Annotated in this window: 12 protein-coding genes; all 12 read left to right on the plus strand. The window is 71.8% G+C overall.

Going from position 1 to position 13,888, the window contains the following annotated elements; all coding sequences use genetic code 11:
• Positions 1-48 precede the first annotated feature (48 nt).
• The 12 genes from AB0M54_RS09535 (at position 49) to AB0M54_RS09590 (ending at position 13,724) form a co-directional block, all read left to right on the plus strand.
• Positions 49-2,814, plus strand: coding sequence for an EAL domain-containing protein (locus AB0M54_RS09535; RefSeq protein ID WP_364470129.1), 2,766 nt, complete (start codon positions 49-51; stop codon positions 2,812-2,814).
• A 28-nt stretch (positions 2,815-2,842) separates the two neighbouring features.
• Positions 2,843-4,033 carry a type III PLP-dependent enzyme gene (locus tag AB0M54_RS09540; protein WP_364316336.1) on the plus strand — a complete coding sequence of 397 codons (1,191 nt, stop codon included), beginning with the start codon at positions 2,843-2,845 and terminating at the stop codon, positions 4,031-4,033.
• Entirely contained in the window at positions 4,023-5,306 is a 1,284-nt protein-coding gene (locus tag AB0M54_RS09545; RefSeq protein WP_364316334.1) for a hypothetical protein, read from the plus strand. Before AB0M54_RS09540 ends, AB0M54_RS09545 begins: the two co-directional genes overlap by 11 nt.
• Positions 5,307-5,317: 11 nt before the next feature.
• Positions 5,318-5,524 (plus strand): hypothetical protein, encoded by a 207-nt coding sequence (locus AB0M54_RS09550; protein ID WP_364316332.1) that lies wholly within the window; start codon positions 5,318-5,320, stop codon positions 5,522-5,524.
• A gap of 105 nt (positions 5,525-5,629) precedes the next feature.
• On the plus strand, positions 5,630-6,532 hold the full coding sequence (locus AB0M54_RS09555) for a DUF559 domain-containing protein (protein WP_364316330.1): 903 nt from the start codon (positions 5,630-5,632) through the stop codon (positions 6,530-6,532).
• A gap of 263 nt (positions 6,533-6,795) precedes the next feature.
• A complete protein-coding gene (locus tag AB0M54_RS09560; protein ID WP_364316327.1) occupies positions 6,796-8,517 on the plus strand; it encodes a discoidin domain-containing protein in 1,722 nt (573 codons plus the stop codon).
• Positions 8,518-8,588: 71 nt separating this feature from the next.
• Entirely contained in the window at positions 8,589-9,428 is an 840-nt protein-coding gene (locus tag AB0M54_RS09565; protein WP_364316326.1) for a DUF1996 domain-containing protein, read from the plus strand.
• A 106-nt stretch (positions 9,429-9,534) separates the two neighbouring features.
• The gene (locus AB0M54_RS09570) at positions 9,535-10,530 is read left to right on the plus strand and encodes a LacI family DNA-binding transcriptional regulator (RefSeq protein ID WP_364316323.1); all 996 of its coding nucleotides are present in this window, start codon (positions 9,535-9,537) and stop codon (positions 10,528-10,530) included.
• A gap of 127 nt (positions 10,531-10,657) precedes the next feature.
• Entirely contained in the window at positions 10,658-10,873 is a 216-nt protein-coding gene (locus AB0M54_RS09575) for a hypothetical protein (protein ID WP_364316321.1), read from the plus strand.
• A complete protein-coding gene (locus AB0M54_RS09580; protein WP_364470131.1) occupies positions 10,830-11,627 on the plus strand; it encodes a hypothetical protein in 798 nt (265 codons plus the stop codon). Before AB0M54_RS09575 ends, AB0M54_RS09580 begins: the two co-directional genes overlap by 44 nt.
• A 341-nt stretch (positions 11,628-11,968) precedes the next feature.
• Positions 11,969-12,859, plus strand: coding sequence for a hypothetical protein (locus AB0M54_RS09585; protein ID WP_364316317.1), 891 nt, complete (start codon positions 11,969-11,971; stop codon positions 12,857-12,859).
• A 55-nt stretch (positions 12,860-12,914) separates the two neighbouring features.
• Positions 12,915-13,724 (plus strand): TIGR03619 family F420-dependent LLM class oxidoreductase, encoded by an 810-nt coding sequence (locus tag AB0M54_RS09590; RefSeq protein WP_364470133.1) that lies wholly within the window; start codon positions 12,915-12,917, stop codon positions 13,722-13,724.
• Positions 13,725-13,888 lie beyond the last annotated feature (164 nt).

Raw genomic sequence — 13,888 nt, forward strand, 5'->3', positions numbered from 1 at the left:
TACGACCGCCGTCCGGCGCGGTCCGGAGCCGCATGGAGACATCCGACGATGGCAGGGACCAGCGCACCCGAGGGACGCCGACGCCTGACGCGCGGCTGGCCCGGGCTGTGTCTCGTGGTCGCGCTGGTCGTGCTGGCCATCGGCGTCGTGCTCAGCACCGGCGTGGGCGGCGAACGCGTCTCGCAGAGCATCTCGAACGTCGGCCTCTGCCTGGGCGCGATCACCGCGGCCCTGGCCTGTCTGCTGCGCGCCCGCTCGTACCGCGGCCGGGCCCGCTGGGGCTGGGCGCTGATCGGCCTCGGCGTGCTCGCCTGGGGCCTCGGCCAGGGCGCGTGGGTCTACCTCGAGTCGTACCGCGGCGACGAGGTGCCGTTCCCGTCCCAGGCCGACATCGGCTACATGGGCATGGTCGTGTTCACCCCGGCCGGGCTGCTCGTCCTGCCCAGCCAGGCCCAGGCGCTGGCCAACCGGGCCCGCAGCGTGCTCGACGGCCTGATGGTGGCCACCTCGCTGGTGCTGATCGCGTGGATCCTGATCATCACGCCGATGCTCAACACCGGCCACGACAGCATGCTGGCGCTGCCCATCTCGCTGGCCTACCCGCTCGGCGACGTGGTCATCGTGACCATCGTGATCTACATGACGGCGCTGCAGCGGCAGCAGGGCCGCGACTTCGGGCGGCTCGCCCTGGTCGGCGCCGGCGTGGTCGCCTTCGCCATCTCCGACATCGGGTACGCGTACCTGAACCTGATCGGCATCTACCAGTCCGGTGGGGTCACCGACATCGGCTGGTTCGCGGGCTTCTCGCTGATCCTGCTGGCCGCGCGCAAGCCGGCCGACGCCGCCACGGACACCTCGGGGTCGGACGCCGAGGCGGTCGAGGGCGCCCAGATCGGCGTGCTGCTGCCGTACGTCGCCGTGCTGGCCGCCCTGGCCATCACCGTCGTCTGGTTCGCCCGCACCGGCCAGAGCAACGCCTTCGTCGTGTACACCCGCTCCGCCCTGATCCTGCTCATGGTCGGCCGGCAGCTGCTCACCCTGCTGGAGAACCGCAGCCTCACCCGCAACCTGGAGGGCCGGGTGGCCGACCGGACGGCCGAGCTGTCCGCCAGCGAACAGCGCTTCCACGCGCTCGTCCAGCACAGCACGGACGTGGTCACCGTGGTCAGCCCGGAGTCCGAGGTGCTCTACCAGAGCGAGTCGCTCCAGCGGGTGTTCGGCGCCTCGCCGCAGCGGCTCACCGGCCGGCGGCTCACCGACATGCTGACCCCCGCGGCCGCGGCCACGCTGGCCGAGGCGCTGCGCTCGCTCGGCGGCCGCCCGTACGCGACCACCTCCATCGAGCTGACCCTGCACCGCGGCGACGGCGGCTACCGGCAGGCCGAGATCACCATCACCAACCTGCTCGGCGACCCCAGCGTCGGCGGCCTGGTGCTGAACACCCGTGACATCAGCGAGCGCAAGCTGCTCCAGGAGCAGCTCGTGCACGAGGCGTACCACGACGGGCTCACCCAGCTGGCCAACCGGGCGCTGTTCCGCGAGCAGGTGTCGGAGGCGCTGGACGCCCGCGCCGAGGGCGAGGACGTGACCGTGCTCTTCCTCGACCTGGACGGGTTCAAGGAGGTCAACGACAGCCTCGGGCACCTGGCCGGCGACCAGTTGCTGGTGCGGGTGGCCGACCGGCTGCGCGCCGCGGTGCGGGCGGACGACATCGTCGCCCGGTTCGGTGGCGACGAGTTCGCCGTGCTGATCGCCGCGCCGCTGGGCGCCCCGGACGCCGAGCAGGTCGCCCAGCGGATCGTGGACAGCCTGCACGACCCGTTCCGGATCGACACCCGGGAGATGCACGTCCAGGCGTCCATCGGCCTGGCCGCCGGCGCGCTGCTCGCCGACGCGCTGCTCAACGGCCAGGGCGAGGCCGGCGCCGACCAGCTCATGCGCAACGCCGACCTGGCCATGTACCGGGCCAAGGAGGCCGGCGGCTCGGGCTGGGCCAGCTACCACCCGCAGATGCTCGCCGGGCTGGTCGAGCGGCTCGAGCTGGAGGCCGACCTGCGGCTGGCGCTGGAGCGCGGCGAGCTGGAGCTCTACTACCAGCCTTCGATCGACCTGGCCGACAACCGGGTGTCCGGGTTCGAGGCGCTGGTCCGCTGGCAGCACCCGACCCGCGGGATGATCTCGCCGCTCGACTTCATCCCGATCGCCGAGGCCACCGGCCTGATCGTGCCGCTCGGCCACTGGGTGCTCACCGAGGCCTGCCGCCAGGCCGTCGCCTGGGGCGTTCGCGAGCAGGACCTGCGGATGGCCGTGAACGTCTCGGTCCGCCAGTTCGACCGGATCGACCTGGCCGCGGTCGTCGCCGAGGTGCTGGCCGAGACCGGCATGCCGGCCGACAAGCTGTGCCTGGAGATGACCGAGAGCGTCCTGATGACCGACACCGAGGAGAACCTCGAGCAGCTGGTCCGGCTCAAGGCGCTCGGGGTCTCGCTGGCCATCGACGACTTCGGCACCGGCTACTCGTCGCTGGCCTACCTGCGGCGCTTCCCGGTGGACACGCTGAAGATCGACCGCTCGTTCGTCGAGCGGATCGGCGCACAGACCGACGACGCCGCGCTGGCCCGGACCATCGTCCAGCTCGGCCAGAGCCTGAACATGTCCACCGTGGCCGAGGGCGTCGAGGAGTACGGCCAGCTCGCCGCGCTCCGCGCCATGGGCTGCCGGTTCGCCCAGGGCTTCTACTTCTCCCCGCCCGTGCCCGCCGCCGTTGCCGGGCGCCTGCTCCACGACGGAAGCGCCACCCCTGCTGCCGTCTGATCCCCCACCCCCTGGAGACGAAACCCCGATGACCTCCGCGCTGCTGACCCCCGCCCGCGTGCCCGCGCAGTGGCCGTCCGCCCTGGCCCCGGACATGCTCGAGGTCATCGACGTGCCCACCCCGTACCTGGTCACCGACCTGGGCACGGTGGCGGCGCGGCACGCGCAGCTCGAGCAGGCGATCCCGGGGGTACGCGCGTACTACGCGATGAAGAGCAACCCGGCGCCGGAGATCCTGGCCGAGCTGGCCGCCCGCGGGTCCGGCTTCGAGATCGCCTCGCTGGGCGAGCTACGGATGCTCGAGCGGGCCGGGGTGGACCCGGCCGACGTGCTCTACAGCAACCCGGTCAAGCCGCCGGCGCACGTGGCCGAGGCGCACCGGGCCGGGCTGTGGCGGTTCAGCTTCGACTCGCCCGGCGAGCTCGCGAAGATCGCCGAGCTGGCGCCCGGATCGGCGGTCTACGTGCGGCTGCGGGTGGCCGACGAGGCCAGCGTGTTCCCGCTGTCGCGGAAGTTCGGCACCACCGCGGACGAGGCGTACGACCTGCTCACCCTGGCCGACCGGCTGGGGCTGCGGGCGTACGGGATCACCTTCCACGTCGGCTCGCAGTGCGACAACCCGCTCGCGTGGCGGCAGGCGATCGGCGACGCCGGCCGGCTGATGTCCCGGCTCCGGGCCGACGGCATCACGCTGGAGATGCTGGACCTGGGCGGCGGCTTCCCGGCCCGGTACGTGCACGGCGTGCCGAGCATCGAGACGATCGGCGGCGTGGTCACGTCGGCGCTGGCCGAGCTGCTGCCGTACCGGCCCGCCCTGCTCGCCGCCGAACCCGGCCGGTTCCTGGTCGCCGAATCGTCGGTGCTGGCCACCACGGTCATCGGGCGCGAGCGCCGCGGCGACGAGAACTGGCTGTTCGTCGACGTGAGCGCCTACCACGGGCTGATGGAGACGCTGCAGACCGCGAACGGCTGGGACTACCCGCTGTGGACGTCGGTGCGGCACGCCGCCGAGCTGCCCGGCCGGCGGTTCACCGTGACCGGGCCGAGCTGCGACAGCTCGGACACCGTGTTCACCGGGGTCACGCTGCCGGCCACGATCGACGTCGGCGACATCCTCTACATCGGGTCGGCCGGCGCGTACACGCTGAGCTACGCCTCCGCGTTCAACGGCTTCCCGCCGCCCACCCCGCTGTTCGTCGGCGAGGGTCATGCCCGCTGAGGCCGCCCGGCCCGCTCGCCATCGTCAGGCGACGGCCGGCGGTCTCCGCCGGGCCGGCCGGCTCCGGGAACTGCTCGCCGCCGGCGTCGTCGACTCGTTCGGCATGGCGCTCGGCTGGACCGTGCTGGTGCTGCTCGCCGTCGACCGCGGCGGGCTGGCCGAGGCCGCCCTCTACAACGCCGCGATGCTGGCCGGCGTCGTGCTCTCGGCGCCGATCACCGGCTGGCTGGCCCGCCGCCTGCCCGGCCGCATCCTGCTGCGCTCGACCGCCGGCGCCGAGATCGTGCTGCGCGTCGCCGTGCTGTGGGGCCTGATCGCCGGCGCGCCCACCTGGTCCCTGGCGACCGGCATCCTGATCATGCACATCGTGGCCTGGACCGGCTTCGCCGGCATGCGGGCCGAGGTCAGCGCGGTCGCGCCCGGCCCGAAGGCGATGACCCGGTACGCCTTGGGCATCGCGGCCGTCGAGGCGGCCGGCACCGGGCTCGCCGCCCTGCTCCCGGCCGGCGCGGCCGGCCATCCCACCGGCTGGTGGCTGGCCGCCGTCTTCGTGGTCTACGCGGGCTCCCTGCTCCCGACCATCGCCGGCGCCCGCCGGGCCCGGGTCCGTCCGGACGAGACACCCACGGCCGGCATCCCCGCCCTGGCCCTGAGCGGCCGCCGCGTGGCGACCCACGTCCCGTCCAGCCCGGCCCGCCGCCGGACCGCCGTCTCCCCCAAACTGCTCGCCGCCGGTGGCGGCGTGATGCTGCTCGCCTCCGGACCGACCCTGCTGGCCGTCCCGCTCACCACCGAGCTGCACGGCCGCACCTGGGTGGCCGGCGCCGCCGTGGCGTTCAGCCTGGGCTGCCTGCTGGCCACGGTCGCGGTCGAGGCGATCGGCTCGATGCGCCTGCCCGCGGTGCTGCGCTGGTCGCTGTTCGGGCTGGGCATGCTGGTGGGCTGGATGTTCGCGCCGGCCCACGCCTACGCGGTCCTGTTCGCCCAGTTCGCCGCGGGCCTAAGCCAGACCGCCTTCGAGGGCGACATGGACGCCCGGGTCGCCGCCGAGGCCCCGCTCAAGGGGGTGACGACGGCTCTGGCCTACAGCGCCTCGGTCCGCGCCCTCGGCGGCTCGGTCGCGGTCAAGGCCCTGCCGCTGATGGTCACCGCCCAGTCGGTGGACCGCGCGGTGAGCGCCGCCGCCCTGGTCCTGGGCCTGGCCGCGCTGCTGCTCTACACGGCGACGCTGATCCCTCGCCGCGCCCGGAAATCACAGCCCGCATCCGTGTGACTGCTGAGGCGATGACCGCTCAAGCCTGCGAACACCCCGCCCGGGCCGTGTCGCTGGCCGACCAGGTCTCCGACATCCTGGTCCTGGCCGTGCTGGCTCGGCTGATCAGCGGCCGCGGCGGCCGCCCGCCGGCCTACCGCATCTTCGTCGCGAGCGTGTTCGCGCCAAGGCCGCCGGCCGCAACCGCGTCCGCCACGACGCCCCCCGAGCAGTGGTAGCCCAGCGCGGCATGTGAGCGGGAAATACCGTTCTGGCCTACCACTGATCCTCGGTTGTCCACAGGGGTGCCGACGGACGGCGGCCGGTGACGCCAAGGTTGGCTCATGGGAAGTCGAGCGCACGTCGCGGAACAGCTCCGGACGGCACCGTTCCGAGGCCGGGACGCGGTGGCCAGAGGCCTGGTCACCCGCCACATGTTGGCCGGACCATCGTGGCGCCGGCTGCTGCCGGACACCTATGCCGCGGCTGACGCGACGGTCGACCATCGGCTCTGGTGTTCCGCGGTCGCGCTCACCCTTCACGAGCGGAGCGCGATCGACCGCTACAGCGCCGCCTACCTGTACGGCGTGGACCTGCTTCCGCATGACGCACCGGTCACGGTGACGGTCCCGAAGGCAACTCATCCGTGGCGACATCCACGAGTTCGGGTCTTCCGAACGTTCCTCGACGCCGAGGACATCGTCGAACTCGCCGGGATGCCGGTGACGACACCGGTGCGGACCGCCTTCGACCTCGGCCGCCAGGAACACCTGGCGCCCGCGGTCGCGGCCGTCGACGCTCTCTGCCGCCGGCACCTGGTGACGGTCGCCGAGATTGCCGACTACATCTGCGCCCATCGCGGGCTCCAGAGGGCCCGGACGCTACTGACACGGCTCCCGCTGATCGACCCCCGGGCGGAGTCCCCGATGGAGTCACGTCTCCGCGTGCTGATCGCGACCTCGCGCCTTCCCGCCCCGACCCCGCAGTTCGAGGTGCGCGACGACAGCGGCCGATTCGTCGCCCGGGTGGATCTGGGCTGGCCGAAGTGGCGGGTGGCCGCCGAGTACGACGGCGACCAGCACCGCGAGCAGGCCACCTTCCGCCGCGACGCGGCCCGGCTCAACGCCCTGTGGGAGGCCGGCTGGGAAGTCCTCCGCTTCACGGCCCCGGACCTGACCGACCACCCCGCCGAGACGGTCCGCCAACTGACAACCGCCCTGGCCTACCACCGCCGCCGCCAGTGGTAGCCCAGCACGCCATCCGGACCACAAACACCGCCACGACCTACCACCCCCTCCACCAGCGGGCGGCCGCGCCTTGTGGTTCCGGAACCGGGGCGCTACCTGGGGTTATCCGAGAAAGCGCTTCCCAAGCCCGTCACCAGGCATTGACAGTCGTGAAACCGGAGTTCAGAGTGACCTGTCAGAGAGCGTTTTCTTACATCCCCGTAACCGCTCCGACACATCCCTCTTCCATCCGTCCCCTTGATTCCCCGCAAGGAGATCCCCGTATGACATCCCCTGTTCTCCGACGAAGTCGCCGAGGACTGGCCGGCCTCGGCGTCGTCCTGGTCGGCCTGCTCGGCAGCCTGGTCGCGGCCACCGGAGCCGAGGCGGCCGAGGTCAACGTGTCGCAGGGCAAGCCGGCCACGGCATCGTCGACCGAGGTGCCGGGCGCCTACCTGCCCGGCGAGGCGGTCGACGGCAACGCCGGCACCCGGTGGTCCAGCGCGTTCTCCGGGTCCCAGTGGTTCCAGGTCGACCTCGGCGCGTCGACCGCGGTCAGCCGCGTCGCGATCAACTGGGAGGGTGCGTACGCCCGCGCCTTCACCATCCAGTTCTCGACGAACGGCTCGAGCTACACCCAGGCGTACGCGACCACGACCGGCGCGGGCGGCCAGCAGAGCATCCCGGTCACCGGCACCGCCCGGTACGTGCGCATCAACCTCACCCAGCGGGCCCTGGAGATCTACGGCTACTCGTTCTGGGAGTTCCAGGTCTTCTCCGACGGTGGCACCACGCCGCCGCCGGACAACCCGCCGCCCGGCGGCACCGCCCGGCTGCTGTCGTACAACAGGCCGGCCCTGGCCTCGACCTCGCAGAACGACGTGAACTGCAACCCGTGCACCCCGGACAAGGCCTTCGACAACGACCCGGCCAGCCGCTGGGCGACCTCGTCGACCAACGGCTGGGTGGACCCGGGCTGGATCTCGGTCGACCTGGGCGCCACCGCGCAGATCAGCCAGGTGGTGCTGCAGTGGGACCCGGCGTACGCGACGTCGTACCAGCTGCAGGTCTCGAACGACAACGCCAACTGGACGAGCTTCTTCTCGACCACCACCGGCAACGGGCTGAAGGACGTCATCAACGCCACCGGCACCGGCCGCTACGTCCGGATGTACGGCACGGCGAGGAGCAGCGCGTACGGCTACTCGCTCTGGGAGTTCAGCGTCTACGGCACCGGCGGCAACCCGCAGAGCCCGCCCGCTCAGCCCGCCGACCCGGCGTTCCCGGCCACCCGGGTGGTGTTCGAGGACCAGTTCAACGACCCGTCGGGCACCAAGCCGAGCACGGCCAAGTGGACCTACGACCCGGGCGTCCCGCAGAACGGCGAGATCCAGTACTACACGCCGAACAGTGAGAACGCGCAGATGGACGGTCAGGGTCACCTGGTCATCGAGGCCCGCCGGCAGGACTACCAGGGCCGGCAGTACACCTCGGGCCGGATGAACACGAGCAACAAGTTCCACGCGCAGTACGGCCGGTTCGAGGCCCGGATCAAGGTGCCGAAGGGCAACGGGCTGTGGCCGGCGTTCTGGATGATGGGCGCCGACTTCCTGCAGGGCCGCCCGTGGCCGTACAACGGCGAGATCGACATCATGGAGGTCCTCGGCCGGAACACCAACGAGACGTACACGACGCTGCACGCCCCGGCCTACAACGGCGGCGGCGGGTACGGCCAGAAGTCCACCGCCCCGGTGGACCTGTCCCTGGACTACCACCTCTACGCGGCCGAGTGGGACAGCAAGGGCATCCGGTTCTTCCTGGACAACCAGCTGGTGTTCACGGCGAGCAAGGAGACCGTGGAGAACACCCGCGGCCCGTGGATCTTCGACCACCCGTTCTACCTGATCCTCAACCTCGCTGTCGGCGGAGATTTCCCCGGCCCGATCGACAGCACCACGCCGTTCCCGTCTCGCATGCTGGTCGACTACGTACGCGTCCTCCAGTGATCTGACCGGCTCGGCACCACGCCGGGACGGGGCCCCCATCCCCGTCCCGGCGTTTTCCCCAAGGAGGAGTAATGCGCCTCGTCAAAGCCGTGCTCGCCGCCCTGCTCGCCGCCGTCGCGCTCGCCGTGCCGAAGGCCGCCGACGCCGACATCGTGCGGGTGGCCGAGTTCCTGGCCGACTGCCCCTACAGCCACCGGCTCCCGGACGACCCGATCGTCTTCCCGAGCATGCCGGGCGCGTCGCACATGCACAGCTTCTTCGGCAGCACCGTGACCAACGCGTACACGACGGTCAACGACCTGCTCAACGCGAACAGCAACTGCAACCCGTCGATCGACAAGTCGTCGTACTGGATCCCCACGTTCTACAACAACAACGTGCCGGTCGAGCCGACCACCGGCGTCTTCTACTACCTGGGCGAGGGTGTCCGCGACGACCTGATCGCCACCACCCAGCCGCTGCCGCTGGGCCTGCGCATCGTCGCGGGCAACGCCAAGGCGGCCGGCCCGAACGACAACACGATCTCGCGCTGGTCCTGCCTGCACGCCGGTCAGGTGCCGCCGTCGCACGACTTCGTGACCTGCCCGGCCGGGACGATGCTGGAGTCGTACCTGGACTTCCCGCAGTGCTGGAACGGGCGCGACCTGGACTCGGCCGACCACAAGAGCCACATGGCGTACCCGGTCGGCGGGGCCTGCCCGTCGAGCCACCCGGTGGTGGTGCCGAAGCTGCGCCAGGTGATGCGGTATCCGGTCAGCGGGAACCCGGCCGGTTTCCGGCTGGCGTCCGGCGCCGGCTACACGATGCACGGCGACTTCTTCAACGCGTGGCCGGTCGCCGAGATGGCGCGCCGGGTCAACGACTGCATCCGCCCGATCATCAAGTGCGGCGCGGATGGTCGTCCGTCGTGACCTGAAGCCGGAGAGTCGAGGAAGCGCTTCCCCGACTCTCCGGCGACCCGGTGCTATAACAGACGCCATGACGCCTCGGCCCCCGCGAGGTGGGCAGAATCCCACCATGGACCAGGTCGCGGAGGCGGCCGGGGTGTCCCGCGCGACTGTTTCCCGGGTGATCAACGGCGCGCCGAGCGTCGACGCGAAGATCCGCGAGATGGTGGAGCGCGCGATCGCCGACACCGGGTACGTCCCGAATCTGGCCGCGCGCACGCTGGTGACCCGCCGCACCAACTCGGTGGCGCTGGTGATCTCCGAGCCGGAGCGCCCGAACGACACGTCGTTCCTCAACCGGGTGTTCACCGACCCCTACTTCGGGCGCATCACGGCCGGCGCGACCGGGGCGCTGCGCCCCCACGACATCCATCTGGTGATCATCCCGACCGACGCCGGCGACCATCACCACGTGATCCGCTACCTGCGCCAGGGCCACGTCGACGGCGTCCTGCTGATCAGCAGCCACGAGCAGGACCCGCTCCCCCGGCAGGTGCACGAGCTGGGCATCCCGGCGGTGATGTCGGCCCGCCCGTCGCAGCCGATCGCCGCGTCCTACGTCGACGTCGACCAGCGGCTCGGCGCCCGCCTGGCCGCCGAGCACCTGCTCGCGCGCGGCTGCCGGCGGCTCGCCACGATCAGCGGACCGCTGGACATCCCGGCCGGCCTGGACCGGCTGGAGGGTTTCCGCGCCGCGCTGGGACGGGACGTGCCGTCGCTCGAGGGCGACTTCACCCGGGCCGGCGGCGAGGAGTGCGCGCGGCGGCTGCTCGCCGCCCATCCGGACGTGGACGGCCTGTTCGTCGCCAGTGACCTGATGTCCGAGGGGGCGTTACGCGCCGTGCAGGACCTCGGTCACCGTGTGCCGGAGGACGTCGCGGTGGTCGGCTTCGACGACAGCAGCGCCGCGCTCGAGTGCCGGCCCCTGCTCACCACCGTTCGCCAGCCGGTCGAGGAGATGGCGGCGGAGATGGCGGAGATGCTCCTGGCCCAGATCGCCAGCCCGGGCCGGCTTCCACGCTCCGTGACGTTCCAACCCACCTTGGTGATCCGCGACAGCGCGTGATCGTCGCCTTTGTGCACTCATCGGTGATTCACGGGTGAACCTACATGGCTGTCGCACTCGTTGGGTACTCTCCCTCGCCGTTAGCGCGGAATCATCTGGTTCCCGCCACGATCAAGGAGCGAGTGTTGTGACCGATCCGTCCGTCCCCCGGTCGGTGGTCCCCCAGGAGCAGCGGCAGGAGCCGTTGTCCGCGGACGACATCGCCGAGGGCGAACAGTACGCGGAGCCGCACGACCCGGGCCCACCCGAGCAGTACGCCGGTGATCCGGTGCCCGACCCCTGGGAGGAGGTGCCGATCGATGGCCAGCTGGATTCTGGTTCCGTGCCTGGTGAGCCTGCGTGAGGAGTTCAACACGCTGGCGCCGGCCCGAGACAAGAGCAGCGACGGTTCGATCGGCGACTCGGCGCACGCCTCGAGTTCGAGCGACCACAACCCGGACGAGACCGGGAGCACGCCGTACGAGGACGCCGACAACACCAACGAGGTGCACGCCATCGACGTGGACATCGACCTGCGCCGGTCGGGCTGGACCATGGAAAAGGCCGTCGAGATCATCGTGACCCGGCACCGCAGCGGCGCCGACGACCGGCTGCAGAACGTGATCTACAACCGCCGCGTCTGGTCCCGGAGCTGGGGCTGGACCGCCCGGGAGTACACCGGCTCGAACCCGCACGACAAGCACGCCCACTTCTCCTCCCGTTACACGACCGCCCAGGAGAGCAGCACGCGGCCCTGGGGCCTACTGGAAGCCGAGGACGACGACATGGCAACGATCACTCAGGCCGACTTCAACGCCCGGATGGACTCCTGGTGGCTGGCCCGGATGGCGCCCAGCGCGGCCGACAACCCGTGGCGCAAGGCCCTGCGCATCGCCCCGTGGCAGCAGGAGGTCGGTCGTCGTGGCCGCTCCACCCACGACGTGCTGTTCACCGACATGTGGAACATGATGGAGGCGCTGATCGAGGCCAACCCCGAGGTGGCCGGCACGTTCCTGGCCAAGCTGGCCGACGGCAGGTCCACCGACGAGACGGTCGCCGTGCTGCGGACCGCGCTGGGTGAGAAGGCGGCCGAGGTGGGCCGCAAGCTCGCCGCGTAACCCTCAGTGGTAGCTCAACGCGGTATCTGCCCGCACGATCCCGGGTTGGGCTACCACTGCGACAACGCCGGGCGCGGGCCAGCCGGTCCGCGGCCGGCTTTTTCTGGGTACGGCACAGCACCCGCACGCCATCCACGCGCCGGCCAGGCGGTCCGGCGCGCCCGCCGGTAAGCCGCCGGGTTGTCCAGATTCGTCCGGCAATAAAGATCACCATGAGTATATTCACGGTGACGTCGGGTGTTAAGTTGGGCGACGTGCTGGCCGACTCCCTCGATACGGCGCCCGCTCGCCCCCACGAACCAAAGACCACGCGACGCATTCCCGAGCAGCGTCGCGCCCCCGTGGAGACCGCCGTCGAGGTGGCCCGGGCCCGGCTCCGCAAGGGCCTGCGACTCGAGGCGGCGCAGCTGCTCGACCGGTGCGTGCGGGCGCGGCGGCTGGACCAGATCGACGACCAGACGCTCACCGAGCGGTGGGCGTACGCCCAGGATCGCTGCACCGGCAACGGCCGCACCGCGCTGACCGACCCGGTTCTGCAACGCGCGATCGCGTGGGTGACCGCCGAGGAGCTCGCGGCCGGTGATCGCGCGCTGGCCGCCGACCGGCCGTTCGCCGCGCAACGCTTCGGGCTGGCCGCCGACAAGATCGACGCCCGCGGCACCCGGTCGGCCTTCCTCCAGGCCGGCGCCCTGCACCGGGCCGCGCAGAAGTCGCTGGCCCGCGCGGCCGAGATCGGCGAGGCCGACATCCGGGCCGAGGGTCCCGACGCCAGCGGACCGGTCGACTTCACCGGGCTGACCACCGAGACGCCGCAGAGCCGCGACCCGCGCCGCACGGTGCCGGCCCATCTGCAACGCGCCGACCGCTGCCTGCGCAAGGCGATCCCGCTGATCCTGCGCGCGTCGGCCGACCCCGAGCTGCGGCTGGAGTGCGACTGGCTGTCCAACGCGGTCGAGCGGATGCTGCACGGGCTCACCGAGCGCCGGGCGACCACCGACCGGATGGCCGCGGCCTGCGCCTGCCTGGTCGACTACGACGCGTTCGTCCGGCACTACGCCGACCAGGCGCTGCGCTGCCCGGCCGACCGCAGCAGCTTCCGGTCGTCGCTGGCCGCGCTGGGCGCCCGGGTCGACCGGCTGCTGATGCTGTCACCGGCCGGCTCGGCCGAGGCCCGGCTGCTCACCACGCTGGCCGGTGGTGTGGCCAACATGCAGCGCGCCTTCACGGTGTAGCCGGCCCTCTCCGCGGCGCCGGTTGACCGGCCACGCGCGCCCCTATGATCGGGGCATGTTGATCAGCTTCGGCCTGCCCGTCTCCGGCGCCTGGGCCCAGCCGGCCGAGGTCGGACACATCGCCCGGACGGCCGAGGATCTCGGGTACCACGGACTGTGGACGTTCCAGCGGCTGCTCGTCGCCGAGGGTGACCAGCTCGATCCGGTCTATCGCAGTGTCCTCGACCCGGTGGTGACGCTCGGCTATGCGGCCGCGCTCACGTCCCGCATCCGGCTGGGCGTCGCGGTGATCAACCTGCCGTACCTCTCCCCGACCTATCTGGCCAAGCAGGCGAGCACCCTCGACGTGCTCTCCGGCGGGCGGGTCGACCTCGGGCTGGGCACCGGCTGGTCGGCGGCGGAGTTCACGGCCACCGGGTCGGACCCGGCGCCGCGCGGGCGGCGTACCGAGGAATACGTCGCGATCCTCCGCACGCTCTTCACCGCCGACGTGGCGGCCTTCGACGGCGAGCTCTACACCGTGCCGCCGAGCCGGATGCGGCCGAAGCCGGTCGCCCCGGGCGGGCCGTCGATCCTGCTCGGCGGGACCGCGGAGAGCGCGCTGCGCCGGGCCGGCCGGATCGCCGACGGCTGGGTGAGCCGCAGCGCCGCCGGCCTCGACGACATCCGCCGCGGCACCCAGATCGTGCGGCGGCGGCCGAGGAGTCCGGAAAGGATCCCGACGCCGTGCGGATCGTGGTGCGCGGCGTGGTCCTGGCCGGCGAGCGCGACGACGCGCGGCCGCTCTCCGGGAGCATCGAACAGATCAAGGCCGGCGCCGAGCTGTACGCCGAGGCCGGCGTCACCGAGTTGTTCTACGACCTGAACTGGGATCCGCTGATCGGCGGACCCGACGCCGACCCGACCGCCGCCCGGGAGCGGGCCGAAGAGCTGCTCGCGGCCCTCGCTCCGGTGTAGATCTCCCCAGAACGTGTCATCACCCCGTCGCGGTCTGTCCCCGGCAAGCCTCTGACCTGCAAGCTTGTCGCA

The sequence above is a fragment of the Actinoplanes sp. NPDC051470 genome (assembly GCF_040682035.1).
Taxonomy (GTDB): Bacteria; Actinomycetota; Actinomycetes; order Mycobacteriales; family Micromonosporaceae; genus Actinoplanes.